Annotated in this window: 19 protein-coding genes; 6 read left to right on the top strand and 13 right to left on the bottom strand. The window is 61.4% G+C overall.

Annotation, left to right across the window (positions count from 1 at the left end; translation table 11 throughout):
* Positions 1 to 8 precede the first annotated feature (8 nt).
* The 6 genes from BSZ35_RS12350 to BSZ35_RS12325 form a co-directional block, all read right to left on the bottom strand.
* On the bottom strand, positions 9 to 866 hold the full coding sequence (locus tag BSZ35_RS12350) for a shikimate dehydrogenase (protein WP_105013828.1): 858 nt from the start codon (positions 864 to 866) through the stop codon (positions 9 to 11).
* Positions 867 to 1,030: 164 nt separating this feature from the next.
* Positions 1,031 to 1,795, bottom strand: coding sequence for a transporter (locus tag BSZ35_RS12345; protein ID WP_105012728.1), 765 nt, complete (start codon positions 1,793 to 1,795; stop codon positions 1,031 to 1,033).
* Between the two features lie 107 nt (positions 1,796 to 1,902).
* Positions 1,903 to 4,035: an amino acid permease gene (locus tag BSZ35_RS12340; protein ID WP_105012727.1), complete on the bottom strand. Its 2,133-nt coding sequence runs from the start codon at positions 4,033 to 4,035 to the stop codon at positions 1,903 to 1,905.
* A 108-nt stretch (positions 4,036 to 4,143) separates the two neighbouring features.
* On the bottom strand, positions 4,144 to 6,423 hold the full coding sequence (locus BSZ35_RS12335) for an amino acid permease (RefSeq protein WP_105012726.1): 2,280 nt from the start codon (positions 6,421 to 6,423) through the stop codon (positions 4,144 to 4,146).
* 102 nt (positions 6,424 to 6,525) lie between these two features.
* Positions 6,526 to 8,406, bottom strand: coding sequence for a sodium:proton antiporter (locus BSZ35_RS12330; RefSeq protein WP_105012725.1), 1,881 nt, complete (start codon positions 8,404 to 8,406; stop codon positions 6,526 to 6,528).
* Between the two features lie 388 nt (positions 8,407 to 8,794).
* Positions 8,795 to 9,415, bottom strand: coding sequence for a hypothetical protein (locus BSZ35_RS12325; RefSeq protein WP_105012724.1), 621 nt, complete (start codon positions 9,413 to 9,415; stop codon positions 8,795 to 8,797).
* Between the two features lie 143 nt (positions 9,416 to 9,558).
* Here BSZ35_RS12325 and BSZ35_RS12320 point away from each other — a divergent pair, with 143 nt between their 5' ends.
* Complete coding sequence (locus tag BSZ35_RS12320) at positions 9,559 to 10,770, top strand: cation:proton antiporter (RefSeq protein WP_105012723.1); 1,212 nt, start codon at positions 9,559 to 9,561, stop codon at positions 10,768 to 10,770.
* A 10-nt stretch (positions 10,771 to 10,780) separates the two neighbouring features.
* Here the strand turns inward: BSZ35_RS12320 and BSZ35_RS19580 are convergent, their stop codons facing one another.
* The 5 genes from BSZ35_RS19580 to BSZ35_RS12300 form a co-directional block, all read right to left on the bottom strand.
* On the bottom strand, positions 10,781 to 10,933 hold the full coding sequence (locus tag BSZ35_RS19580; RefSeq protein WP_181149323.1) for a hypothetical protein: 153 nt from the start codon (positions 10,931 to 10,933) through the stop codon (positions 10,781 to 10,783).
* A 96-nt stretch (positions 10,934 to 11,029) separates the two neighbouring features.
* The gene (locus BSZ35_RS19895; RefSeq protein WP_258096212.1) at positions 11,030 to 11,155 is read right to left on the bottom strand and encodes a hypothetical protein; all 126 of its coding nucleotides are present in this window, start codon (positions 11,153 to 11,155) and stop codon (positions 11,030 to 11,032) included.
* Positions 11,156 to 11,820: 665 nt separating this feature from the next.
* Positions 11,821 to 14,166 (bottom strand): amino acid permease, encoded by a 2,346-nt coding sequence (locus BSZ35_RS12310; RefSeq protein ID WP_105012721.1) that lies wholly within the window; start codon positions 14,164 to 14,166, stop codon positions 11,821 to 11,823.
* 185 nt (positions 14,167 to 14,351) lie between these two features.
* On the bottom strand, positions 14,352 to 16,388 hold the full coding sequence (locus tag BSZ35_RS12305; protein ID WP_146110075.1) for an amino acid permease: 2,037 nt from the start codon (positions 16,386 to 16,388) through the stop codon (positions 14,352 to 14,354).
* Positions 16,389 to 16,566: 178 nt separating this feature from the next.
* Entirely contained in the window at positions 16,567 to 18,534 is a 1,968-nt protein-coding gene (locus BSZ35_RS12300; RefSeq protein WP_258096211.1) for a sodium:proton antiporter, read from the bottom strand.
* Positions 18,535 to 19,259: 725 nt separating this feature from the next.
* Between BSZ35_RS12300 and BSZ35_RS12295 the strand changes: the two genes are divergently transcribed.
* Positions 19,260 to 19,967, top strand: a complete 708-nt coding sequence (locus BSZ35_RS12295) for a Bax inhibitor-1 family protein (protein ID WP_105012719.1) — start codon at positions 19,260 to 19,262, stop codon at positions 19,965 to 19,967.
* 155 nt (positions 19,968 to 20,122) lie between these two features.
* Here the strand turns inward: BSZ35_RS12295 and BSZ35_RS19265 are convergent, their stop codons facing one another.
* Positions 20,123 to 20,350 carry a hypothetical protein gene (locus tag BSZ35_RS19265; protein ID WP_146110074.1) on the bottom strand — a complete coding sequence of 76 codons (228 nt, stop codon included), beginning with the start codon at positions 20,348 to 20,350 and terminating at the stop codon, positions 20,123 to 20,125.
* On the opposite strand from BSZ35_RS19265, the gene BSZ35_RS12290 reads away from it, so the two are divergent.
* Entirely contained in the window at positions 20,338 to 20,979 is a 642-nt protein-coding gene (locus tag BSZ35_RS12290; protein WP_105012718.1) for a class I SAM-dependent methyltransferase, read from the top strand. The two genes, BSZ35_RS19265 and BSZ35_RS12290, sit on opposite strands and share 13 nt — an antisense overlap.
* Positions 20,980 to 21,162: 183 nt before the next feature.
* Here BSZ35_RS12290 and BSZ35_RS12285 read toward each other — a convergent pair whose 3' ends face one another.
* Positions 21,163 to 21,867 (bottom strand): SDR family NAD(P)-dependent oxidoreductase, encoded by a 705-nt coding sequence (locus tag BSZ35_RS12285; protein WP_105012717.1) that lies wholly within the window; start codon positions 21,865 to 21,867, stop codon positions 21,163 to 21,165.
* Positions 21,868 to 22,168: 301 nt separating this feature from the next.
* On the opposite strand from BSZ35_RS12285, the gene BSZ35_RS12280 reads away from it, so the two are divergent.
* From BSZ35_RS12280 to BSZ35_RS12270, 3 genes are all read left to right on the top strand, one after another.
* On the top strand, positions 22,169 to 22,528 hold the full coding sequence (locus tag BSZ35_RS12280) for an ester cyclase (RefSeq protein ID WP_181149322.1): 360 nt from the start codon (positions 22,169 to 22,171) through the stop codon (positions 22,526 to 22,528).
* Between the two features lie 690 nt (positions 22,529 to 23,218).
* Positions 23,219 to 24,151: a hypothetical protein gene (locus BSZ35_RS12275; protein ID WP_105012715.1), complete on the top strand. Its 933-nt coding sequence runs from the start codon at positions 23,219 to 23,221 to the stop codon at positions 24,149 to 24,151.
* 124 nt (positions 24,152 to 24,275) lie between these two features.
* A complete protein-coding gene (locus BSZ35_RS12270; protein WP_105012714.1) occupies positions 24,276 to 25,514 on the top strand; it encodes a hypothetical protein in 1,239 nt (412 codons plus the stop codon).
* Positions 25,515 to 25,639: the final 125 nt, after the last annotated feature.

Below are 25,639 nucleotides of genomic sequence, written 5' to 3'. Positions count from 1 at the left end.
CCTACGCACTACGCCTCCTGTCGCAACGCTTCGTACACGGCATCGATCGGCATTTCCTGGTCCGTCCATTGCCGGTAGGACGCCGCCGCCTGCTCCACCAGCATGTCGAGTCCCCCAATGGTTGTTGCTCCTTGGCCCGCCGCGTCCTGTAAGAAGCGCGTTTCCTCCGGATTGTACACAAGGTCGTACGCCACCTGGGCACGTCCAAAATCATCTGTCTCCGGCCAGGGCGTGCCGTCCGCCTCCGGCGCCATGCCCAGCGGGGTGGCGTTGACGAGAAGGCGGCTCGTTCGGACGACGGTCGCTGCATCGTCGAACGAGGACACGCGGAGAGCGTCTTGCGGATCGTAGCCGTCCAGGTCTGCGGCCAGTGCTTCTGCCTGCTCCGGCCGTCGAGCGACCAACGTAAGTTTCTCCGGGGCATAGTGATCGAGGAGACCGTATGCGACCGCCCGCGCGGCGCCCCCTGCGCCAAAGATCACCATCGGTTTCCCCAAGAGCGCCTCCCCTTCCGTCTTCACGAGAGGCGTCAGAAATCCCTCTACATCTGTGTTGTCCCCACGAAGCGCGTCCCCTTCACGCACGATCGTGTTCACCGCCCCCACGGCCGCAGCCCGCTCCGAGACCTCATCGAGGAGGGGACGCACCGCCTCCTTGTGCGGCACCGTAACGTTGGCGCCGAGAAACTGCAATGCTCGCAGGCCCTCAACAGCGCTCCGGAGCATCTCCGGACGCACGGGTGTGGCGACGTATACCGCATTTCTCCCTTGGGCTTGGAAGGCGGTGTTATGGATCGTTGGCGAGCGGGAGTGCTCCACCGGGTGACCAAGAAGGGTCACCACCTGTGTTTCTGCGTCAATCTGCACGATTCGAATGCTCACCTTGGAGAAAGAAGTGTCCGCGTTGCAGGCCGAGACCATCTACGCCCGGGATGGGGGGACCGTTCGGTACGCCAGGTGCGCAAAATACAAAACGACGGACCGGGGCGAAGCCCGAATCCGCCGCTGTGTGCCCATCCTCGTATCATTTTCTAGAACCGACGCGCCACGCCGACCCCAAGGAAGAATCGATCGCCGTTGTCGTCGATCTGAAGACCCGTGTTCACATCAAGCTGCGTGTTGGGGTCGGCGAGAAAGGTGATTCCCCCCTCTACCCAGTTTGTGTTGGGCCCGTCGTCGTAGAAGCCGGCATATCCCACGTACCCACCAGTCGTTTCCGTGATGGCGAAGGAAAGGGTTGGGATGAACAAGACCTCAACCTCCCGATCGTCCTGCACGCCGGACGCGTAGTAGAAGCTCGTTCCTCCGTTTATGCTGAGCGTGATGTCTTCGCCGAGGGCTCCATCGAACGCCAGCTTGAGCTCCTGACGCGCCCGGTCGTCGCGGCTGTCGTAGGCACCCGTTCCGGTCGGCAGCCCGAGTGTCGCCACACCGCTGAGAGTAGAGGTCTCGTTCTGAAAGAGACGCACCTTTGCCCCGACAGCCGTACCGGCGTATCCGTTGTCGAAGGGCGATTCGTTGACGACGTACGAACCGATGCCGCCGCGCAGCTCAAGGCCGGATGTTGCGCCGTACCGCAGGAGCAACTGCCCCAGCTCGTGGCTGTTGATGCCGTTTCCGTTGAAGGCATACCCAAGTCCAGCCTGAAACGTCCCCGGGGCCACAGTGGTGGCGCCATCTCCGAACCCGGGACGATCCGCAGAAATCTGCGCGTGCGCCGGGACGGCGAGCCCAAGCCCTAAAGCCGCGAGGACCGCGATTGCAACGAGAGACCGAATGGAATCGGAACGTGTCATCGATTAAACGTGCCGTTCATGCAAGAAAACGATATGGAGGGGTCAAGGTAATTCCTTCTCTCCCAAACGATTCTTCCGAATCGTAAAAATGGGATAACTGAATGGGCCTATCGTACGACCCCCTCCTGCTCTCCTTTCCGATAGAGCTCGTAGATGCGATCAATGCCCGCCGGGCTGCCAATGACCGTAAGCCGGTCCCCCTCATGAAGTGTTGTGGGGCCCGAGGGAACGATGATTTGTTCTTCCCGCCGCACGAGAGCCACGAGGACTCCGGCCGGAAGATTCAGGTCCCGAACCCGACGACCGATCAACTCCTCGGTGTTGGTACCAGACAGGAGATGGAGGGTAACGTAGCGTTCGTGGTGAAGAAGGCTTTCCTTTACTTCCTGCTCATTGCCGGCCGCCCGCCACTCCACGAGGAATTGCTCTTCGTCTACCCGATTGGCAAGGGTCGCCAATGTGCGCAGGTGCTCGCCCTGATCATCCTTCGGGCTTACGAGAAAGAAGAACGCATAGACGGGCTCCGAGAGGTCGACCTCCTCGATGTCGTCCTGCACGTTCACACAAATGCCGGACCGACAGTGGACCATCACCATTTTCGGTTCCTCAATCCCGTCGAGGCGGCAGTACGGCAGCGCCGCCCCATGGGATACCGACACCGCGCTGTAGGGCGCTCCTTCCAGAAAGCCATGCGTGAGCGTCTCCGTCGAAATGCCAAACTCGTCCGCAAGCCGTGCAGAGACCTCTTCGACCACCGTTTCGTACGACACCGGCTCGTCGAGATGCATCACATCCGAGCGCGCCACGAGCCGGTCGAATGCCGTATCGTGCCCCACGCCCTTCTCCTCCAGAATGGTGTGGAGCTCGTGGTCGAGGCCTTCGTAGCGCTGCTTGCCCATCCGGGCGAAGAGGTGGAAAATAGCGCCTTCGCGGGGGACGGTACGGGCGTAGTAGAAGTACCATCCGATGCCAAAGAGGATCACCACCCCGGTCAGTGTAATGGCCAGCGTGCCCATTTCCGCAATCAGGAACAGCGGAATGGCAATACCGGCCGTCTGCATCCACGGATAGAGCGGCGACCGGTAGCCCGGGGCGTACGAGGGAATCTGGCTCTCCCGCATGACAATGACCGCAAAGTTGAGGAGCGCAAAGATCAACAGCTGAAAGGCACTCGCCAGCTTGGCCACCCCTTCTTCACTAAGCGCAAAGATGACGACGAGCATCAGCGCTGTGGTGACGATCACCGAGCGCGTTGGGGTGTTGAAGCGACCAATCTTTGCAAACCCGTCAGGCAATAGCTTGTCCCGCGCCATCGCCATCGGATAGCGAGAGGCCGAAAGGATACCGGCATTGCCGGTAGACGCAAACGCGGCGATGGCCGCCACGACGATGAGGATCGGCCCGATCGCGTACGGCAGCCAGTTAAAGAAGACCTCGCCGGAGGTGTAGACCGGGGTCAGATCGGCGTGGAGATCGGCGGCCGGCAACACGGCCACCATGATGGCGACTCCCACCACGTATAGTGTCGTAGCGGTGAGCAGTGAGAGCCCCATGCCCAGCGGAATGTTGCGGTCCGGATTCTGCACCTCCTCCGCCACGCTCGCAACTTTCGTGAGCCCGGCGTACGACACGAACACGATGCCGATGGTGGCGAGGAAGCCACGGGCACCCTCCGTAAAGAAGGGCGCAAACTCCCCGGCCGCCCCGCTCCCGGCCGACTGCCCCCCCCAGATGGAGACCACTCCCTGCGCGGCGTAGAAGGCGAGGACCGCCACCAGCACTGTCACCAGCACGCGCTGCAGCCAACTGCTTTCCTTGGCCCCAACGATGTTGAGCACCCCAAAGGCAACCGCGAGTGCGGCGGCCAGTGGCTTGATGGGGACGTTGGCGTAGATGGCCAGGTAGGCCCCCATTCCGATGAGGGCAAACGCGCTCTTGAAGACGAGGGCCAGCCAGGTGCCCAGCCCGCCCACCGTCCCGGCCAGCGGGCCAAGGGCGCGGTCGAGGAAGTAGTAGGTGCCGCCTGCCTTGGGCATGGCCGTGGAGAGCTCCGCCATGCTGTACATCGACGGCAAAATGAGAAGCCCTGCGACGAGATACGCGAGAATGACGGAGGGCCCGGTCTCGGCCGCCGCGATGCCCGGAAGCAGAAAGAACCCGGAGCTGAACATCGCCCCCGTGCTGATCGCGTAGACGTCGTAGAGGGTGAGAGTTTTCTTGAGGGAGGAGTCCGAGGCCATAGGACTCGTAAGCTGTGGAAGCAGAAGAGGGACGTACCTCTAGCCCAGTTTGCTTCCTAGGTTCCTCTGCACGCCAAAACTTGATGATGGACACAAAGGCGTTACACGTCAGGACGTTTCGCTCGACTCGGGAATCGAGAAGCCTTTGCGTCCATTGCCGAAGAGTCGCTGCGCGAGCGACCGTTTGTAGGCCGTTTCGGCAAGGATAACAGAGCAGTCCACCTTTTCGACCACCTTCAGCGCCCCGAGGTCGCCCGTGAGTCGAGACAAAAGTCCCTGCTCCGTTGCGCCAAGGATGAGAAGGCTGTGCTCCTGGGCCCGAGCCGCAATCGCCTCGTCGACGCTGCTAGACACGTCGACGACGCGACGCACCTCCGACAGCCCGTGCGTCTCTGCCCAGTGTTCGAGCCCCAGTTCGTGATCGGCCCGTTCCTTCGGATCGTCCGTCACATTCATCAGCATGACCTCCGATCCATACTCATCCCGGAGCGTCCGCGCCACGTCGGCACTCACCTCCGAGCCCGGCCCGCCCCGGGTGGGTACGAGAACGCGGGAGGGATCAAAGCCCCGATCCCGGAAGACGACGAAGTCGCAAGAGAGATCCCCGAGCAGGTCCGCCGAGAAGCTTTCGACGCGCCCCGGCGATCCGTGGGAGTCGGGCCCCCATCCCAAGACTACCACGTCGGCCCGCTGATTCTTCGCGGCGTCGAAGATCTCCTCAAAGACGCGGTGGGAAAAGATGGTGTGCGTCTCTACGTCCACTCCATAGGTTTCAGCGTCCGCACGGGCCGCCGCCAGCAGGTCGTTCGACTCGGCGTCCAACTCATCAAGGTGTTCGGCCGCCACGGCGAGCGGCGTCTGATCCGGCACGTCTACGATGTGAACAGCCACCACCGTGCCGTTGTCGTGCTGCCGGGCCATCGTACTCGCCAGCGTAATCAGATTCGACTCGTGCTCCGGATTCGAGAGGGGCACCATCACGCGGTAGCGCGACGCGTCGGGTTGCACCGCCTCCGCAGCGGCCACCGCCGAGTCTGGCATCTCCTCGGCCCGATCCAGGATGTGGCGGCTGAAGACGCCCTGCTTGGGGGTGTTGCGGCGGGCATAGGCGTAGAACCAGAGCACGGCCACCACGACGAACACAAGGCTCAGCGCAATCTCAAGCATATCCATGAACGCAATCAGCCCGAAGGAGGCAATGGCCCCAACGATGGGAACGACAGGATAGAAGGGAACGGTGTAGTCCGGCTGGTATTCCGGCACGTCGGCCTCGCGCATCACGATGAGGGCAAGGTTGAGGAGGCCATAGACGATGAGATGGAGCACACTCCCCGCCTTTGCCAGGGTCTTTACGTCCCCAATCATGATGAAGAGGAGGATGAGCCCGCCGGTGAGGGCAATCGAGCGGTGCGGGGTGGCGTACTTTTCGTGGATGGCGTTCAGCCAGTCGGACACCAGCCGATCGCGCCCCATCGCAAAGTTGATGCGAGAGGAGGCGAGAATCGACGCGTTGGCGCTGGAGGCGGTGGCCAACAATCCGCCAACGGTAAGGGCTACGACGCCCACGCCCCCCAGCACAACCCGCCCTACGCTCACCACCGCAATGTCCCCGTTTCCGCTAATCTCCTGCCACGGGAGCACGGCGTTGATGAGCAGCATAATGACCGCGTAGATGACGGTCACGATAATCACACTCCCAATAATCGCAAGCGGCAGGTTGCGACCCGGATTCTTTATCTCCTCCGCGACCGTCGTGATTTTCGCGAAGCCGAGGAACGATACGAAGACGAGCGCCGTCGCGGGCAGCACCGCCCCCCATCCCTTCGGGGCAAGGGGCGTGAGCGTAGCGGGGTCGGCGTTCCCGATGCAGGCCACGATGAAGACCGCCAGGATGCCGACGAGCGTAATGACGATGATGTTCTGCAGGCGCCCGGTTTCCTTGGCGCCGATGTAGTTGACGGCGATGAAGAGCGTGCCGGCCCCCAGGGCGTAGAGCTGGCTCTGTGAAAACACGATGCCCGCTACCTCGACGGACACATCCGGAAGGAATCCAGCGACGTAGCTCCCAAAGCCAATCGCATAGAAGGCCGAAGCGAACGCGAGTCCCATCCAGTTGCCCAGCCCCGCGATGCTGCCGAAGATGGGGCCAAGCGCGTGATTCACGTAGTAATAGCTGCCTCCTGCTTTCGGCATGGCCGTGCCCAATTCGCTGGCGGACATGGCCGTAAAAATTGAAATGACCCCGCCGATCACGAACGAGACGGCCACGGCAGGCCCCGCAACGGCGGTGGCCGGGCCGGGCAGCACAAAAATGCCGGCCCCGATCATCGTGCCCACCCCAATGGTCAGGGCTTCGAGGAGACCGAGATCTTTTGCAAGTTCGTTCATAGAGGGAGCTGGGGAGAGAAACGAGAGGTGACACGAAAGGGACGCGTCGGTCACGACACGCTTGAGCGAGCACGACACCCGCCCAGAAAACAGGCCGAGGGACTAATCGAGTTCCACCTCGGAGAAGGGGTCAGCCGCCGCCAGGACGGCGTCCTCTTCTACGTCCTCCATACGCGAGCGATGAGCCAGAAGCACAATCTGATCCCCCGCCGTCGGCTTCTTGGTTTCCTCTTCAGAGAGCACAATGAGCTGGTCCCCTCGAATGATGAACAATGGAAAGGCCTCCGGCCCGTAGCGCTCGCTCATCTCCTCCCGTTCCATGGGGGCGTCGACCGACACGACGAACACGCTATGCTCGTGATCAAAGCAGTCGCGAATCTGCTCGCAGCTCGTCGTGCCGCCGAACAGCAGGTGGCCCCGCAAGTGCTTCGGCACCGATCCGTCGGTGTATTCCTGCGCCGAGCGCGCCGGCAACTGGAAAATGTCGTTCACCTCAAAGATCTCGGACAGGTGCAGCGCCGCCAGCGACGCAATCTCGTCGTTCGGGATAGTGATGAGGAGGCGTCCAATGCCGCTCAGATCCAGCTCTTCCAGGACCGACTCCGACAACACGTCGGCGCGCTCGGCATCCAGGCCTCGCTCCTGTGCGTTCTTGACGTGGTTGGGGTTCGAGTCGATCAGCTGTACGGTGATGCCCAGGTTCTGCAGCGTCTCTGCGATGCGCTGCACCCAGGTGTCGGCCCCCACAAAGAGGACGCCCTCCGGATTGGGATCCGCCAAGTCCAGCCAGGAAGCCACGTAGGGAATGGTGAGCCCGTACACCGCGACCGTTCCCACGATCACCAGGAAAACGACCGGCACCAGCGCATCGGCGGCCCGCGGAAGGATGCCCTGCAGATCAAACGCAAAGAGCGAGGCCACCGCCGCCGCCACGATGCCGCGCGGGGCTAGCCACGCCAGGAAGGCCTGCTCGCGCCAGGACAGCGTCGTCCCCACGCAGGAGAGAAACACGGCCAGCGGGCGCACCACCAGGATGAGGGCTCCAATGAGGAGGAGCGTGCGCGTCCCCACGTACTCGAAGGCCGCAAGGTCGAGGCGCGCACTTAGCACGATAAAGAGCACCCCGAGCAAGAGCACCTGCAGGTTCTCTTTGAACTCAGTGATGCGGTTCACTGGAACGTACGACTGGTTGGCGAGGGCCACTCCCATCAGAGTGGTTGTCAGGAGACCGGCCTCATGCTGAACGGCCTCGGCCCCCACGAACGCCACCACCACCAGCGTGAGCGTGAGTGGATTGTGGAGGTAGCCGGGCACGAGCCGTCGGTACATCGTATACACGATAATTGAGGCGGCTGCTCCCCCGATTACGACGCTCGCGGCCAGCGCAAGTCCGATGCCCTCGGCCACGTGCAGCGTGGCGTCCAGGGCACTCGCCGTGCCCCGAAGGCCTTCAGGATCATTCAACAGCAGGATGACCTCCAGCACGAGTACCGACAACATGGCGCCCACCGGATCGATGGTGATGCCCTCCCACTTGGCCACGGCCCCCACCCGTCCCTTGGGTCGAATCTCACGAAGCAGAGGCATAACGACGGTCGGCCCCGTCACCACCAGGATGGCGCCCGTAAGCACCGACAGTTTGACCCCAAAGCCCTCAAGCAGGTAGACGGCTCCGGAGCCCAGCAGCCACGTGATGAGCACGCCGATCGTGATGAGGTTAAGGATGGGCCCCCCCTCCGCCCGAAGCTCCGAGAGGCGCAGGTTGAGTCCGCCCTCAAAGAGAATGATCCCAATCGAGATCGAGACGAAGGGATACACCCACTTGCCCTGCAGCACTGTTGGGTCGATGATCCCGAACACGGGACCGGCCAAAAAGCCAGCAAGCAACAACAGCAGAATGGAGGGCAAACGCGTTTGCCACGCAAGCCACTGTGCACCTACCCCAAGGATGAGGATGAGCGCCACACCAAACAGAAACGTCACAGGGACAACAGCTCCGATGAGCGTATATCGACTACGCAGTCCGGGACAAACCGGGGAGACGAAGACCGACTCATCCCCGGGGCAGTTTCGTCCGTTTTACGGGAAGTCTGTTCTGCGGCGCTCCCATTCTTCCTTCATGGCGGACCTTCGCGGACGAAAATGGTCTCGGCGGCTGGCACGAGCACTGTGAGTAACAGAATGTCCGTGCGTTTCTAGAAACAGAGCCTTCCTGTCTCCCTCAAGAATCACCCGTTCCCCCCAAAGGACTTCCCCTACCCAACCCGAAAAGAGAGATTGTTCTGGAATTGATTCTACTCGCTTCGGTCTCGCATGACCGCAAAGGCCTCAAGGCCCGAAATGAACGTCGCATCACGCCGTCCCCATCCGCTCAGCTCCCGGCCTCGAATGCCGTACGGAGCTTCTGCTCCACGTCTTGAAAGAGCCGGTCCTCGTCCTCCACTCCAAACCGCTCGATGGCCCCATACAGGATCGCTGTCACCTCTTCCGCCGAGGGACTGTTGGGTACCGACTTCGTCATGTCCCCTGCAATGACCTCCGCCGTCGCTCGACTGAGCTGATGGGCGGCGTGATCGTCTCGATCCGAATCGAGAAAGCCCCCGTACGCATCGGCCAGGTACGACAGGCCTTCGTAGCACGCCGCTTCGGCCACCAAATCCTCTCGCACGAACGCCCGTCGCATGGCGTTGTAGATGAGCCCTCGCTCAATCCACTGCACGCTCGGCGTGTCGAGTTGATCGGCGTACCCTTCCTCCAGCAGCACAGTGAAGGCCCGTCGTGCCTCATCGAGACGCCCCGTGCGCTGGAGGAGATGGGACAAGTGAAGATGTTCATCCAGCGTCGTCACCACGCTCGAATCGTCCGCAACCTGAAGGGCCTCCCGCATCCGGTCGAGCGCTTCCTCCAGGTGCCCTTCGTCCTCCAGTCGGTAGGCCTCGTTGACGAGCGTCCGATACTGCTCTTTCGTTGATCCCTCTACGGATGGTTTCATGGGTCTGTGGACCGTTGAGTGAGGTCGTCTACAATTTCGATCCTCCCTCTACATCTGCTGACGTGAAGGTTGTCGAAGAGAGAATCATCGGTTCGTCCCTGGGATACCATTAATGAGTGTATTGCAGCTGATGGCACTCCACGATGGAAACATCGGCTCTGTATGCGCTGCTGGTCGGGTCGGTACTCGTCTTGGCCATTCTGTCGGAGGCCGGACTCGAACGACTTGGCTTTCCCGACCTTCTGGGCTACCTCGCGCTCGGCGTTCTCCTGCGGGAGCTCGATCATTTCTGGAACGTCGTCCCCCCGTCGAGCACCCACGTCCTCACGTTTCTGTCGGAGTTCGGCATCATTGTCCTACTCTTCCAGGTCGGGCTGCAGTGCAACCCCCAGAACCTCTTCAGCCGCCTACCCGGTGCCACCCTAATTGCCGCCGTCAACATTGCCGTGAGCGGCGGACTTGGGTTCGTGGCCGCCCATCACCTGCTGGGCCAGTCCCTCATCCCAAGCCTGTTTATCGCGGTGGCCCTCACGACGACGAGCATCGGCGTCTCGACGAACGTCTGGAATCGATATCGCTCCCTTCACTGCCGGGAAGGCGAGATGATGATCGACGTGGCCGAGATCGACGACCTAACCGGTGTCATTCTCCTCGCCCTCCTCACAGCCCTGTTGCCCTACCTCCAAAAGGGCATCGGTCCTGCTCTCGTCTGGCCCACCCTCTGGACGTTTGGTCTCCTGCTTCTCAAAATGGCTGGTCTCATGCTGGCAGGTCTGCTCTTTGCCCGCTACCTGGAACGACCCATGATGCGCCTCCTCCGGGCGGTCCAGCTCCGCTCCAACACCATGCTCCTCGTCCTCGGCATTGCTCTGCTCGTGGCGGGCCTCACGGGAGTTCTGGGCTTTCCCGTCGCCATTGGTGGCTTTTTTGCTGGCCTCCTCTTCAGCCGCGACAGGCATTCGGTCGCCATCGGGGATGCCTTCGACTCGTTGTACCACCTCTTCGTCCCCTTCTTCTTCGTCGGCGTCGGCTTTGCCCTCGACCTATGGCGGCTCGGCCCCACCCTTGGGCCGGCCCTTGTGCTACTAGTTGCGGCGGTGATCGGCAAAGGCATCGGCAGTTTCGTTCCCGCTCAGCTCACCATGCCTCCCCAGAGCGCAGGCCTGCTGGCCGTGAGCCTGCTCCCGCGCTCGGAAATCACGCTCGTCATCATGCAGCGCGGACTCGACCTCGGGGCCGTTTCACGAGACGCCTTTACCTCTGTGGTCCTCGTGGTGGTAACGACCATGGTGGGCGTGCCGCTTCTGCTGCTCCTTCTGCCGGACAGCACCCCGCCGCCCTCCTCTGCCCCTTAACGTCCTTGCGCTACAAGAACTCGAACAGAGCGAGCAAGAGAAGCAGGCCAAACACCCCCAGCCCACTCCAGATTTCTCCGTAGTGAAAACTGCCGAGAGCAAAGCAGATGAGGTCTACAACCCCGAGAGCCGCGAGCGTTTTCGTCTTTTGTCGTCTCGTCATTGAAACGGAAAGAGATGAACAGGAAGACAATACCGGGGGCACGTTCGTCGACACGTCCCTCAAACTGGACGACGCCGGTGAGCGTCGGGTGGACTGCTAAAACGCCATCTGGACCAGCATCCACAGGCCTGCAAGCAGGGCAAAGCCCAGAGTGCCCATGAAGAAGTTAAACGCCCATTGAGTCGTCCGGTCGTCAGTCGTAGAGTTCGGAGAATCAGCCATTGTGAGAACCTCGCAGTTGTGCTGTCAAAATACAGAATGGGCACGAGAATGCCGTGCCTGAAGTCAAGCAGGGATTCCGTCGCCGGACGGGCGACGGAGATCGACGGTTCGGGTGCACTCTTCCCACAACCTCCTGGAAACAGGCGACGGAAGAGCCTCTCAAGAGCGGACGACAACAGACACGTGCCGCCATGCACCCGTGCGAGGATCAGCACAGAAAGACACACAGGACCGAACAGGACCGCTCAGCAAGCGGCGTTCGTCCGGGACGAGAGATGGGATCGAGCGGGGGAACAGAACGCGCGACAGAGGGAGCCGAGACGAACGTGCGCCCGGAGGGCTCCTCTCCGTCCGAATCCCCCAAGAGTCGGAGATCTCCGACGACAGGCAGATGCTCCGCCTTCGGCAACAGTGCAGACGACAAAGAGGTCGAGGCGTGAACGGTGGCATTCGCCTGGCCGACCGAAACGGACGGGGCGGCCGACGAAACCGCGAGATCCTGCGCGGTCATCCCCCCCATCAGAACGACGACCCAGAGGGAAAGGACCGCGGTACACGCCGAAATGGAGCGCGAATGACACATGGCACTCACTGCCGTTCCCATCATGGACAATGAGTACAACAAATCGAGATCGAAAAGTTTCCCTCAATGCACCTCGTGCGCTCTATTCCTCCGGCGACGTCGTAAAGCCGATGCGCTCTTTCAGCCGCTTAACCCCCTCTACCGCGCGCACCGAAAGGGTGTCGGGCACGTAGCGACGCACCATGAGCACCGAGCAGTCGGCCCGGTCGGCCACCACGTCGGGAATCGAGCCGAAGAGCACCTGGCGCAAGCTCCACTCGCGGGAGGCACCGATAATCACGAAGTCGTAGTCCCGTTCATCCAGGGCAGCATCGATGCCGCCGGTCACACTGTCGGCCTGCTGGACGAGGTATCGCACATTGTTGTCGTCGCCGACGATGTCCGTCACCGTCTCGGCGAGGGCAGCCTTCTCCTGTTCGGCATCCACGTCCTCCCGCACCACGCGCAGCAGGTTGACCGTCGCTCCGGTGATGCGGGCCACGCGGAGCGCGATTTCGAGGCCGAGCTGGGCGTGCAGCCCCCCGCCCCACGGCAGCAGAATATTGTCGACGGAGGCAAAGCCCCGGTTCTTCAGAATCCCGAGGTCGGCCGGGAGGTCCCGCACGATGCGTTGGATGGGACTGTTGTAGATGCGGCCCACGTTGAAGCCGCCCTGCCATCCCATGAGCAACATGTCGGACTCCTGCGCCTGCGTCTCGTCGATGAGACCGCCGAACACGTCGTGGGCCACGTCGATGACCGAGTCGATCTCGGTGTCGTTGAGCGAGACGGTCTCCGTTCCGTTGCTCGACGATCGCGCCTCCGCTTCCTCGGCCAGTTCGGCGATGGCCTGCTTCAGGGACGGACGTTCGGTAAACTGCGCCCGGGCCGATCGGAGGGGGGTCTGCAACGGCACGTCTACGAGGTGGATGCCCGCCACCCGACCGCCTTCGCTCCGGCCCGTAGCGATGTATCGCCCCAGTTGCAAGAGGTCGTGCTCGTGCGCGGGATTGGCAAGGGCCACCGCCACGCGCCGGGGCGTGCCGGCGTTGATGGCCCGCTCCCCGGGCGTAAGCACTTCCGGCACCTCCACCGCAAACTCGGTGGCCGGGGCCGTAAGCGCGCCCCAGCCCTGCTCGGCCCACTGCGCACGGAATTCCGGCACGGCGTGCTCAATCTCGACCCGGCTACGGCCCCACGCGGCGTACCAGGCCAGGCTCGCCACAATGAGCACGACAATAGCAATCTGCGCGAAGATGCCCGAGTACAGAATGATGCCCAGACACGCGAGGGCGGCCAGACCCTGCGCAAACGGGAAGCCGGGCGTACGGTACGAGGGCTCGTACCAGTCGGGCTGAGCAACGCGGAGAGCCACACAGCCCACATTCAGGGCCGCGTAGCTGTAGAGCTGAAGCACGCTGGCGATCTTAGCGAGCTGCTCCAGGCTTTCGATGAGGAGAAAGCTGAGGGCCAGCACGCCCGTGAGCAAAATGGCGCGGTGGGGGGTGAGGAGCGTCTCGTGAATGGCACTCAGCCAGTTGGGCACCATGCGGTCCCGCGCCATCGCCAAATTAATGCGCGAGGACGCCATGATGCTCGCATTGGCCGAGGAGACCGTGGCCAGTAGGCCAGCGAAGATAATGGCCCCGGCCCCGATGGGCCCGGCCAGCGTGCGTGCCGCCTGCGTAAGCGGATCGCGCACCTCGCCGATCGTCTCCTGCGGAAAGATGCCGCCGATGACGAGCAAAATGATCACGTACAGCAGCGTGACGAGGGCCACCGACCCGATGAGCGTGCGCGGCAGGTTCTTGGCCGGGTTCTTAATCTCTTCCGCCACCGCCGCAATCTTCACGAAGCCGAGGAAGGAGACGAATACGAGGGCAGTCGTGGAGGCCACCGGAGCCCCACCGAAGGGGAAGAACGGGGTGAAGTTTTCCCACTCAATGTAAAATGCCCCAATCCCGCAAAACGCCCCCAGAATGCCCATGAGCGTGAGAACCACAATCACCTGCATTTGCCCCGATTCTTTCGCGCCGTACACGTTGATGGCCGTCAGGAGCAGTCCGCCCCCAAATGCGCCCCAGAACGGCGTGAGGGGTAAAAACTGCGACAGGTATTCCCCGAGCCCGAAGAGGTAAAATGAAATAGCAAAGGTGAGGCTCAGCCAGATGCCCACCCCCGAGATGGCCCCGAGGGCCGGCCCGAGGGAGCGTGACACGAAGTAGTAGTCGCCCCCGGAGGTTGGCATGCCCGTTGCCAGCTCCGCGGCACTCGCGGCGGTAATCATGCAGACAATGCCCGCTGCGAGATACGAGAAGATGGCCGCGGGCCCCGTCAACTCCAGCGCCACGCCCGCCAACAGAAAGATGCCGGCCCCGATCATGGTGCCGGCCCCAATGGTGAGCGCGTCCCAGAAGCCGAGTTCCCGGCGGAGGTCATCTTGAGCCATGTGCAAGAATGGATTCGGATTCGAAGTGACGCCGTGCGATCTCGGGTAGAGCGTCCTGTTACTTGTGCCTTCAGTGCTGGTTCGGCGTGTTCACACCTTCGTCCGACTGTGGTCCTCTCCCAACGGATTGAAGGCCATCTCTCGCCCTCGCAAACACGCCCAGTTTCTCTCTCGACAGGAACCGCTCACCCATTCTCTTTCCCTTTGAAGAGATGGTGGGCCGTTTGAATATCGTCCTGTGGCCCGACGAAGACGATCTCGTCCCCGACGCGGATTTCAGTTTCGCCACGCGGCACGACGAACTGCCCCTCCCGCAGAACGGCCGCCACAACACACTGCTCAGGAATGTCAATGTCCCGAATATGACGCCCAACGACCGGGCTTTCTTCGGGAACGACCATGTCGATGAGGCTCGCAACCCCACTCTCAATCTCGAAGAGGTCCGCTACCTGCGGGCGATCAAGATGGTTTTCCACCATCGCCGCCGTGGCGTAAGGCGCACTAATGCAAACGATCCCGTTGTCTTCCAGGAGCGAGACGTAGTCCGGGTCCCGTGCAATAGCGATCACGCGCTCGATCCCCAGCCGCTTGGCCTGAAGGGCCATGATGGCATTTCGTTCATCGCTGCTCGTGGCAGCGATGGCCACGTCCATCTTGTGGGGCTCCACCTGCTCCAACAGCTCCTGCTTGGTGCCGTCGCCGTGGAAGACGGGCACATTGTAGCGTTTTCCCAGCTCCTCGCAGCGATCCTCATCCTCCTCGATGAAGGTAATCTGGTATTCCGAGGAGCGGAAGACCATGCGAAATTCGTCCTGTTTGAGGAGACGGTCGGCGATGTTTGCGCCCTGATTCCCGCCCCCAACGATGAGTACGTTCATGTGCGGCCTCCAGTAGGCTTGAATTCGAAGTTTGATGGAGTGGAGGAGTGCCGGAATCCGGAGAACCTCCGTGCGGTTGTCCGGCTGCAATAGATACAGCACGCAGCCGATCAGCGTCAGCCCGCCCCCCAGCATCAGACTTCGGGGTTCCAGGGTGGGCACAAAGACCCAGCAGGAGATCGCCCCGAGGATCGGGGCCAGGGGGTACAGCGCCACCTTGAACGGGCGCCGCAAATTGGGCATTCGACGGCGCAGTCCGATGGCCGTGACGTTCACGATGCCGATGGCGACGAGGTAGCCGAAGCTGCTGACCGAGGCGAGAAATCGAACGACGCCCAGCCCGCTCAGGAGAACGACCAGCCCCGCACAGATGAAAAGCGAGATGTGGGGGGTCTGGTAGGTCGAGTGCAGCCGCGAGAAGATCTCCGGAAAGTGTCCGTCCCGGCCCAGCGCAAAGAGCACGCGCGAGCTGGCTCCCAGCGTCACGCTGAAGGCCGACAGACTGGCCATGATCGTGGCGAGGATGCCCGCCCAGCGCCCCCAGCCCCCGAACAGATAATCGGCGACGTAGATGAACGGCGTGCTGGTCTGGGCCAGTTCGTCGTAGGGAACGACGCCCATCATCACCCAGAGCACCAGCACGTAGATGGCGATGCCCACCCCGAGGGTAATGAGGATGGCCCGGGGGATCGTCTTTGCCGGTTCAATGATCTCCTCCGCCGCCACCGTAATGAGATCGAACCCCACGTATGAGATGTAGATCAGCCCCATCGTAGGCATGAGCGGCCCCAGTCCCATCGGCGCCAGCGGGTCCAGGTTGGCGGGCTCGACCTGGAAGGCCCCGAGCACGCCCACCCCGATCAAAACGAGGAGCTCGACGATGTTCATCACCGTGATGACCTTCAGGGCCTCGGCTTGCCCCCGCACGTTGGTGACAGTAAAGACGCCCGTCGTGGCCAGAACAATCAGGAAGACGCTCGCCCCCGGCCAGAAGTACGCCTGAATGGTAAGTGCAAAGATGACCGCGTAGAGCGCGCAGGCTAGCGTGTTGCCGATCCAAAAAAACCATCCCGTGAGGAAGGCCACGGGCGACGGCAGCATCCGATTGGCAAAGGAATAGCCTCCGCCGGCGATGGGCATCGCGGCCCCGAGCTCGCTGTAGGTGAGGGCCGTAAACAGCGTAAGTCCCCCCATCACCAGGTACGCCACGATGCCGAGGGGTCCGATCGACGCGGCTACCTCGCTGGGCAGCGCAAACACGCCCGGTCCCATCATGGCCCCGATGCCAATCATCACGGCCATGAAGAGGCCGACATTTCGCTTGAAGCCCGATTGTTCGGACACGGAAGTCTAACAAGAAACAAGAGGGAGACGCGCAAGGCCCAAGCCCGAAGAACAGACTATACCCGTACTCCGCGGAAGGAATTGTCTACGGTCGTCAGCACGAACACGAGAAACGGCGCCCATTGGTCCACTTCTGCAGGCGCTGGGTATAGCCCCCCACCCTCTTCGTCGGGGCCCGTCACGACGAGCGCATGCCGTCTCCATCTCCCGTCAGAGCATCTTCCACCTCAAACACCACATCGCCCGGCGTCCGGTCCGCCATCGACTCTCGTCGCGAATTCGATTCGTTCGGCTCCGCCGCAGGCCCCACCAGCGCCACGAGACGCTCGCTTGGCCGGAGGCTGAACTGGCTCATCTCCGACACGATGACGAGCTCGTTCCCTCCGTTTCGCAAGATAAAGAGCGGCACGACGGTATAGTCATCGTATTGCGTCGACAGGTCGTCGTACGTGTAGTACTCCTTCGGCTCCTCTCCGGAGAAGTCATCGGCCAGCTTGAGCACCTTCACCGCATCCCCCCGTTCCACGTGGGCGCTGAGCGACTGGTAACTAGTGCCCTCTCCAAATAAGGGACGCCCCCGCAGGTGCTTCGGCATCACGCCCTCCCTGCCGTGCCGGCTGTCGGGCTGAGCCGCCAGCTGGTAGATGTCGGTCGTGTCGAAGACATCGGAAAAGTGAAGAGCCGTCAGGCTCGCCACCTCATCGTTGGGGATGGTGATGAGCAGGCGCCCAATGCCACTGAGGTCAACCTCGTCAAGCACCGATTCCGAAAGGGCGTTGGCCTGCCGGGCCATGAGTCCCTCGTCGCGGGCCTTCTGCACGTGCTCAGGGTTGTTGTCGATGAGGGCCACCGTGAACCCCAACTCTTGCACGTGCCGCGCAACCCTGCGCACCCAGTCATCGGCCCCCACAAAGAGCAGCCCCTCCGGATCGGGATCGGCCAAATCGAGCCACTGCGCCAGGGGTGCGGCCGTAAGGCCGTAGATGGCGACTGTCCCCACGATAATGGCAAAAACAACGGGCACCATGCCGTCGATCGCATCGGGATAGACCGGACGCAGTTGGTAGGCGAAAAGCGACGCCACGGCGGCCGCCACGATGCCGCGTGGGGCCATCCACGAAAGAAAGACCTTCTCTTCCCACTCCAGCTTCGTGCCAATCGTGGAGAGGAGAACGGCCAGGGGCCGCACCAGAATCACCAGAATGCCGAGGAAGACGAGGACGTTCAGGTCGATGTAGTTGAGCGCCGTGAGCTCCAGCCGAGCGCTCAGGAGCACAAAGAGGGACCCGATGAGCAACACCTGGAGGTTCTCCTTAAACTCGACGATTCGCTGTACCGACACGTACGGCTGGTTGGCCAGGGCAATGCCCATGAGCGTGGTGGTGAGCAGACCGGCCTCGTGCTGCAACACATTGGCGACCACGAAGGCCACAACCACCACCATCAGCGTGACCGGGTTGCGGAGAAAGTCTGGCACCATACGGCGGCGCAGAATGAAGACGAGCAGCATCGTGGCGGCGACACTCACCCCCAGCGACACAAAAATCTCAAGCCCCAATCCCACGATCACGTGCTCCACCGCAGCCGATGCACTGGCCCCCGTCCCCTGCGGATCATTTAGCAGAAGCAGCGTCTCCAGCACAAGGACGGCCAGAATGGCCCCCACTGGATCGATTGTAATCCCCTCCCACTTTGCAATGGTGCTCACCCGTCCCTTGGGTCGCACGTGTCGAAGCAGCGGCACGACGACGGTGGGGCCCGTCACGGTGAGGATGGCTCCGATGAGCACAGCGAGGCTTACATTGAAGCCGAGGATGTAGTGCGCCGTCGCTGCTCCCATGCCCCATGTAATGAGGACCCCGACGGTAATGAGGTTAAAGACGGCACTGCCCACCGCCCGCAACTCGGACAGGCGCAGGCTCAACCCGCCCTCGAATAGGATGATACCGATAGAAAGGGACACGAAGGCAAACAGCCAGTCCCCCTGCAGGGACTGAGGATCCAACACCCCCAGCACCGGCCCTGCGAGGAACCCAACCACCAACAACAGCAGGATGGACGGCAGCTGGAACCGCCAGGCCATCCACTGCGCCCCAATGCCGAGAAGAACGACGACGGTGATGTCGAGAAGAATCGTTTCCGGCACGAGTTCTGAGGCAGTCCAATCACGGAGACTGTCGAGAGAAGCGCGTCGTTACCTACCGGCAGCACGTTCCAGGGATCCTCTCCCGTTTCTCTCGCGGGGCGCAGGGCATCGTTGCCGTCACGTAAAGTTCGATGTTATACCGGGTCCGGATGTAACCGTCAGCCATTGAGAGGAGCGTCAGCACGAGCGTTCAGCAGTCGAATGCTGTTCCTTCCTTCAAGAGAGGGCATCCGTGGCGTCGTTGGATTGTGCCTTTGCGAGATTAACCGCAGGAGCGACACACCCCGGCACTGGATTTACCGTCTTCTGCAAAGGTCAATATTCTCTGTGTAGCGTCGTTGGACTCCAACGCGCTACAATGGGGACATCTCCCTCATCCGGCGGATAATTTTGCAATCCTACAGTCCAACGGCGCTACGGATTGGGTTCTCATACACAACAATGCGGAAGGATTTAGTACTATACCAGATGCCGAGAATCGTTATGCGCGTTGCTGGACGCGTTTCGGAATGAAAGGGGCACGAGGCCCGCCTCGGGACGGACGCCCGTTTCGACTGGGGGGAGTCAGATGCCTATCGATCCTTCGGAGATGGTATTATTCGGCTCTTGGCTGACCTTCAACACCGAGCGTGTTCTTCTCCGCTCGGAGAAACGTCCCCTTCATTCCCATCGTTGGCGCACACAATCGATGTCCCATTCTCGTCCCCAATAGCTGCTTTTTCCACATGCCGACCTCCTCGAACGCCGCCGCGCTCGATCACACGCCCGTGATTGAACTCGATGTATCGGCGCGGGCCACCTTCATCTGGCGCACGTACCTGCACGTCGTGGCTGCCATCCTCGGCTTCGCCGCACTCGAAGTCGCGCTGTTTTCCACAGGCCTCGCCGCCCCGATTGCCGAGTCGATGCTGGGCACGAGCTGGCTGCTCGTCCTCGGCGGCTTCATCCTCGTCGGCTGGATGGCACGCGGGGCCGCCCACCGGGCCGAGTCCACGGCGCTCCAATACCTGGCCCTCGCCGGGTTCGTCGTGGCGCAGGCGCTTATCTTCGTCCCACTCCTCTACGTCGCACAGGCCCAGGCAGGCGGCGGAGTCATTGAGAGCGCAGCGTACGTCACGCTGATGGGCTTTGCCGGCCTCACTGCCATCGCGTTTTACACACGCAAAGACTTCAGCTTTCTGCAGCCCTTTCTGATGTGGGGCGGCGTGGTGGCACTCGTGCTCATCGCGGCCGGCACCCTCTTCGGCTTCCAGCTCGGCACCTTCTTTAGCGTGGCGATGGTCGCGTTTGCCGGAGCTGCCATCCTCTACGACACCTCCAACATCATCCACCATTACCCGGAAGACCGTTACGTGGCCGCCGCCCTTGAGCTCTTCGCCTCGGTCGCCCTGATGTTTTGGTACATCTTGAGCCTCTTCCTGTCGGGAGAGTAATTACCGCATTCCGACGGATGTGTACCTTCCACGCCCCGTTCCGAACCGAACTTACCTTCTTTGCAAATGGCGTCCTCCCGCACTCCGATGACGCCCCGGCCTGTATTCTGTCCAGACTGACCGCCCTCTTCTCGTTTCCTGTCTTTCGTGTCCTCTTATGACAAAAATCCTCGATCAATGGTGTGGTAGGCGAAGTCGCAGAGCACCTGCCGGTACGGATTCGAAGGAATACGATCGATGTACTTAACGGCCTGCAGCGCCCGCCGCCGCGCCTGGTTATAGGTACGCTCTCCCTCAGGCTGCCTCCGCCCCCCTTTCGGTCTACCGATCCCACTCGCGCCCACTTCGCACGCAATCACGTCCCCGAGCCATGACTTCGACACGCCTCGCCCCGGTCCTGCACACTCTCTCCCTCCTGCTGCTGTCGCTTCTCCTGTTCGGAAGCTCCGTCTCGTGCGCCCAGAGTCCCGACGACACCGAAGCCCTCCTCGACGCGATGGCAATCGAGGCGGGGGACTGGGCCGCCGACGTGGGCAGCGGCGACGGCGACTACACCCTCCCGATGGCGGAGCGCGTGGGCTCGTCCGGGCGCGTGTTCGCTGTCGACGTCGCCCCCGACAAGCTCGACGAGTTGAACGAGCGGCTGCAGAACAACGAGATCGAGCACGTTACCTCCGTCTACAGCATCGAGGACAACCCGATGCTACCGGTCAACTCGTTCGACGCAGTGCTCGTGCGCAACGCATACCACCACTTCACCGCCCACGAGAGCATGCTCCGGCACATCAAGGCGGCGCTCAAAGCAGACGGACGGCTCGTGATTGAGGAGTCGATCGACGAGAACATGATTGGGGAATCGCGCGAGGCGCAGGTGGAGAGCCACGACCTCGGGATCGAGTACGTCCGCGAAGAATTGAGGGCAGCAGGCTTTGCCATCCAGCGAGAAGAAAATCCCCTGATGGAGACGAACTGGGGCCTCTACTGGATGATCGTGGCCACGCGGTCTGAGTAGGGCAATCTGCTTTCAGGGGAAGAAGAAGCGTTGGGGGGCGCGCATCTTGTACGTGCGTATGGGCGTGAGGGCAATACCTGGGCTCGCTCAGTGCAAACTGGGGACGCCGACACGCCCTACCGTACCGTAAGAATGTCGGCGCCGAGCCTCCTTCATTCGGCTCAGAACGTCGCCGTACGGGTGCTACCACGGAATGCGCTCCCGATCCCGGAAGAAGCCGCCACTCGGACCGTCGGAGGGAAGGGTTGCCAGCCAGAGCGCGGTGTCCGCCCCCTCCTCCGGCGTTCGGGGCGCAGCCTCGCCGCCCATGCGCGTGTGCACCCAACCCGGGCACATCGAATTGACCTTCACGTCGGACTCGTCGGGCAGGGCGTCGTCGAGCGTCATGGTGAGAACGTTGAGTGCGCTCTTTGACGCGGCGTAGGCGGCATGTTCGGGATCCAGTCCCTCCCCAAACGAGCCGGACCCCGACGACATGTTGACGACGCGGCCGTAGCCCCGCTCAATCATGTCCGGAACGAAGGCCTTCACCAACAGCCACGGGCCGCGAGTGTTGACGGTCCAGGCGCGGTCGAGTTGGTCGATCGTGGCGTCCAGAGCATCGTTCTCCGGATAGATCCCGGCGTTGTTCACGAGCACGTCCACCGCCACGTCATCCGCAGCCAGGCGCTCGTAGCAGTTGGTGATGGAGCCGGGCTCGGCCACGTCGATTTGCTCGACGCGCACCGTGCCGCCCTGTGCCCGAATGGGACGCGCCGCGGCCTCGCCGTTTGCCTCGTCGCGAGAGCCCAGGACCACGTGTAGTCCCCGCTCGGCGAGGTCTTTGCAGATGGCCAGTCCGATGCCACGGTTGCCGCCAGTGACGAGGGCGGTTCGTTGAGTACTCATTACGGTCATGGAGGATTAGAAAAAGAAGGCGTCGATCACGGTGCTCGTTCGGAATCGTATCGGCCCAATGGACGCGAGAAAACAGAGACGGAATCCGAATCGGTGCATCCATTTAGGACCGAAATGCATTGGGCACCCCGAAGAAGCGCAAAACATGGGTCTATAGCGTTACTCGAACAGACTGAGTAGCGCCATCCCCTCGTATGCGCCCTGGGTCTCAGTATTCCGAAAAACGACTGTTCTTGTTTATGTCTACTCCTTCTGTAGAGCACGTTGCCCAGCACTTCATTCACGACAGATCGTGGACGAGTGGGCGGCCCCGGATCTCACAGTGTCGTATACGCACTTTCCCGAACCGCTGCACAGGCCGGAGGCGTTTAAGGAGATGCTAGCCCAAACCCACCGCTTCTTTCCAGATCTCACCATCGACATTGACGCGGTTGTGACGGACGCTCCTCAGGCCGTCGTCCACTGGCGCCGCGACACCTTCCAGAACGGAGAGATGTTCGGTGTGGTAGCATCGGGCCAATCCGTGGAGGTGACGGGCATGACGCGGTACCGAACCGAGGACGGAATCGTACAGAAGGAGCACGGGATCGTGGACAATGCGAGCTTGATGACGCAACTGGGGAGGGGGCCGGCTTCGACAGACGAGACCTGAATTCCGGATGCGTGCGGTATGGAGATTCCAGCGCGCATTATCTGCATTTCCCTTGAACGAATGGGCAGGGGATGGCGATACGCCTCAACCATCGCACCCCCCTCCTGACGTGCTCACTGCAACGTCATCTACACAGATTGCAACGTGAGAGCAAGCGATTGGGGCCCCTCTCTCCTATGTTGCATGGTGAGGAAATCAGCTCTTACCACGGTCGCGACCAGTGCACAGCCCTCTTCGCGCCTTGTGATATGAGCAATGAAAAACCCCTGTGGAAACCCTCCTCTTATACCGGGTCCGGATATCGACTTCAGCTACTGGGAGGAACGTCAGCACGAGCGTTCGGAAGTCGAATGCTGCTCCTTTCTTCAAGAGAGGGCCCCAGTGGCGCCGTTGGATTGTAGGATTGTGAGATTGTCCGCCGGACGAGGGAGAGGCCACCTGTGTAGCGTCGTTGGAGTCCAACGACGCTACACAGAGGATATTGACCTTTCAGGAAACGAAAACCCAGTGCCACGGTGTGTCGGCGCTGCGGATTGGGTCCTCACACACAACAATGCGGAAGGATTTAGTATTATTTAGAGGATGGAATTCCTTCTTTCCTCTTCCCTCAAACGGAATAAAATTTGCGGCACTTTATACTGTCGTGCGTCGGACTCTCCAAAAGCATTTCAACTAGTCACACTCCCTGAGATGTCTGCTTTTCACCGATTTCGCCCCCTTGTTCAATACACGTCCTTTTGGCTCCTTTTCCTTGCCGTCATTGGCCTACTCGGAGGCTGCAATCTGTTTGGGGCCGGGAGTACAACCAACGGCGATACCGTTGACGAGTTAGTGGCCGACGCGGATGTGGCCATCAGCAAAGGGAACTACGATTCGGCCGTTACCTCGCTGGAAACGGCCTACGACCGGGCCCCGGAGAACCCCGAGGTACGAATTAAGCTGACCACAGCGCTGTATGGGCAGGCCGACCTCACCGTCGTCGATCTGAAAGAGATAGTTGACTACGTGTCGGGCCTCGAAGATGATCGGGCGGGCGCGAGTCGGCATTCTTCTGCTAAAAATGGACTTCAATGCAGCGTGGAAGCGGCGGAGCCGGACCCGCGTGCACAGGGGTATGAGGAAATCGACCTGAGAGCACACGAGGTCTTCTCCGTCTTCTTCAACAACGAGTCGCTGGTGAACCGTGTGGCGACGGACATCCTCGATCAGGAGTTCAGTCAGACTCAGAAGTTTGAAACTCTTCCGGCCGATCTGAGGGCGAGTTGGTTCACTAACGCCTCGTTCACGGAGATTGCCCGGGCAATTCTCGTCGTGCACGACGAGGCAATGGAGCGCGGCGGCCATCTCTTCCGCGACCCTAACGACGATGTCGTCTTTTGTGCCCCGGAGCAGGCAGACTTGGAGGCCCTGGAGTGTGCGGCGTATCGCGTGGCCGAGCAGGAGGACCTGATTGGACAGGAAAGCCTTCTGGCGACTGCACTGAGATTTCTGATATTGAAGAACGAGCAGTTTGGGACGTCCGGCGAGGACGGGCTCCTCCCCGATGCGCTGAATGAACTGATGGGGGCCGTGCAGGAAAATATTGACGCCCAAGATCGGCAAGCGTGCGTCGGGACAAGCTGAGCGTCCAATACTGTTCACTGAGACGTTTCTGAGACGGAGCGCCCGTGGGAAGCATCTCTTGTTCTTCCACGCGGGTGCCCACTCTCGTTCTCGTCGTTTCCACACTGCTTCTCCCCAGTCTTTTATGTCTCGCCTCTGTGCTGTTCTTGCGACGCTCTTCGTCGCTTCGTTCGTCTTTGACGCCCAGGCGCAAAACCCTCGGCGTACAGAACGGGCCTTCGTGGCCTCGCCGGCTGCGCTCGGCATGGGAGACGTGGGCGCCGCACGGCCATTCGGCATGTCGTCGTTCTTCTACAATCCGGCGCACGTCTCGAAGACCGGATCCGCCACACGAGCCTTCGGAATGCAGGGCGCCTTTAGCGATCAAGTGCGGGAACAAATTCAGTTCTACAACGACCGATTGTCTCCTGCGATTGATCGGGGGCTGGACAACATTCCTGCCGACGAGCTCGAATCGCTGTACACTGATGCGCTAGCTGTAACCGCCACGCCGTCGCAGGGACACGCGAGCGTGCGATTGCCGGCCCTCACGCGACAAGTGAGCGACCGAGTTGGTGTTGGAGGAGGCTTTTTCATGAAGACCGACGGGAGTTTTCGCTTCTCCAATGCCGGGTTGGGCATTCCGCAGGTGACGCTCATGAGCCGATCTGACTTTATCGGGGTCGCCTCGGCGGGGGTCGACGTGCCAGTCACAGGACTCTCACTGGGAACGACCGTGAAATACACGAAGCGATACCTCTCGTACAAAGACAAGCCGCTGGACACGTTCTCTTCCGACGAGCAGGTGGTGCTGCTGGAAGGATCGAATCTGGGAGTGGACGTGGGCGCGCTGTACAACGTCCCTTTCCTTCCAGTGCCGGGAGACGTGACCGTGGGGTTTGCCGTGTACGACCTGCTGCACTCAGGCTACAACTATGAGGTGTACGGGACCGCAGCCGACGTGCCCCTCGTGGGAGCATTTATTGGAACGTCGGAGCCGCTCGATGCCTCGCGCGTCAAAGCCGAGGTAAGCCTGGCAAAGCGTCGGTACAACCTGGAGCCGTCGTATCGATTTGGGGCGGCGTATACGTTGGGCCGATTTGGACCGCTCTCGGATCTCACGGTGGCAGCCGATTACGTCGGGTACGGCAGCCCGCAGGTTGATCAGACCATGCTGGCTGGCGTGCACGTGGGAGCGCGCGCGAACATCACTCGATTCCTCGCATTCCGGACCGGTCTCAGCCAGGGGTATCCCTCTCTCGGCGCCGGGCTGAACCTGGGCCTCTTCCGCCTGGATTACGCCCTCCACGCATTCGAGGAAGGGCGCGTGCCAGGCCAACTCAGCAACTACATCCACACCGCGCAGTTCTCGTTTCAGCTATAGGTTGAGAAACTCCCAGAAGCGTTGCTGGAATGCAGAATTACGAGATCGTCCGCTGGACGTGAGAGAGCCCCCTGTGTAGGGGAAGTATTTCTATATCTTAGCAGTCAATCATTCGTACCGATTTG

Source organism: Salinibacter sp. 10B (genome assembly GCF_002954405.1).
Lineage (GTDB): Bacteria > Bacteroidota > Rhodothermia > Rhodothermales > Salinibacteraceae > Salinibacter.
The sequence above is the reverse complement of the archived record's forward strand: the minus strand, read 5'-3'. Positions and strand labels throughout refer to the sequence as shown.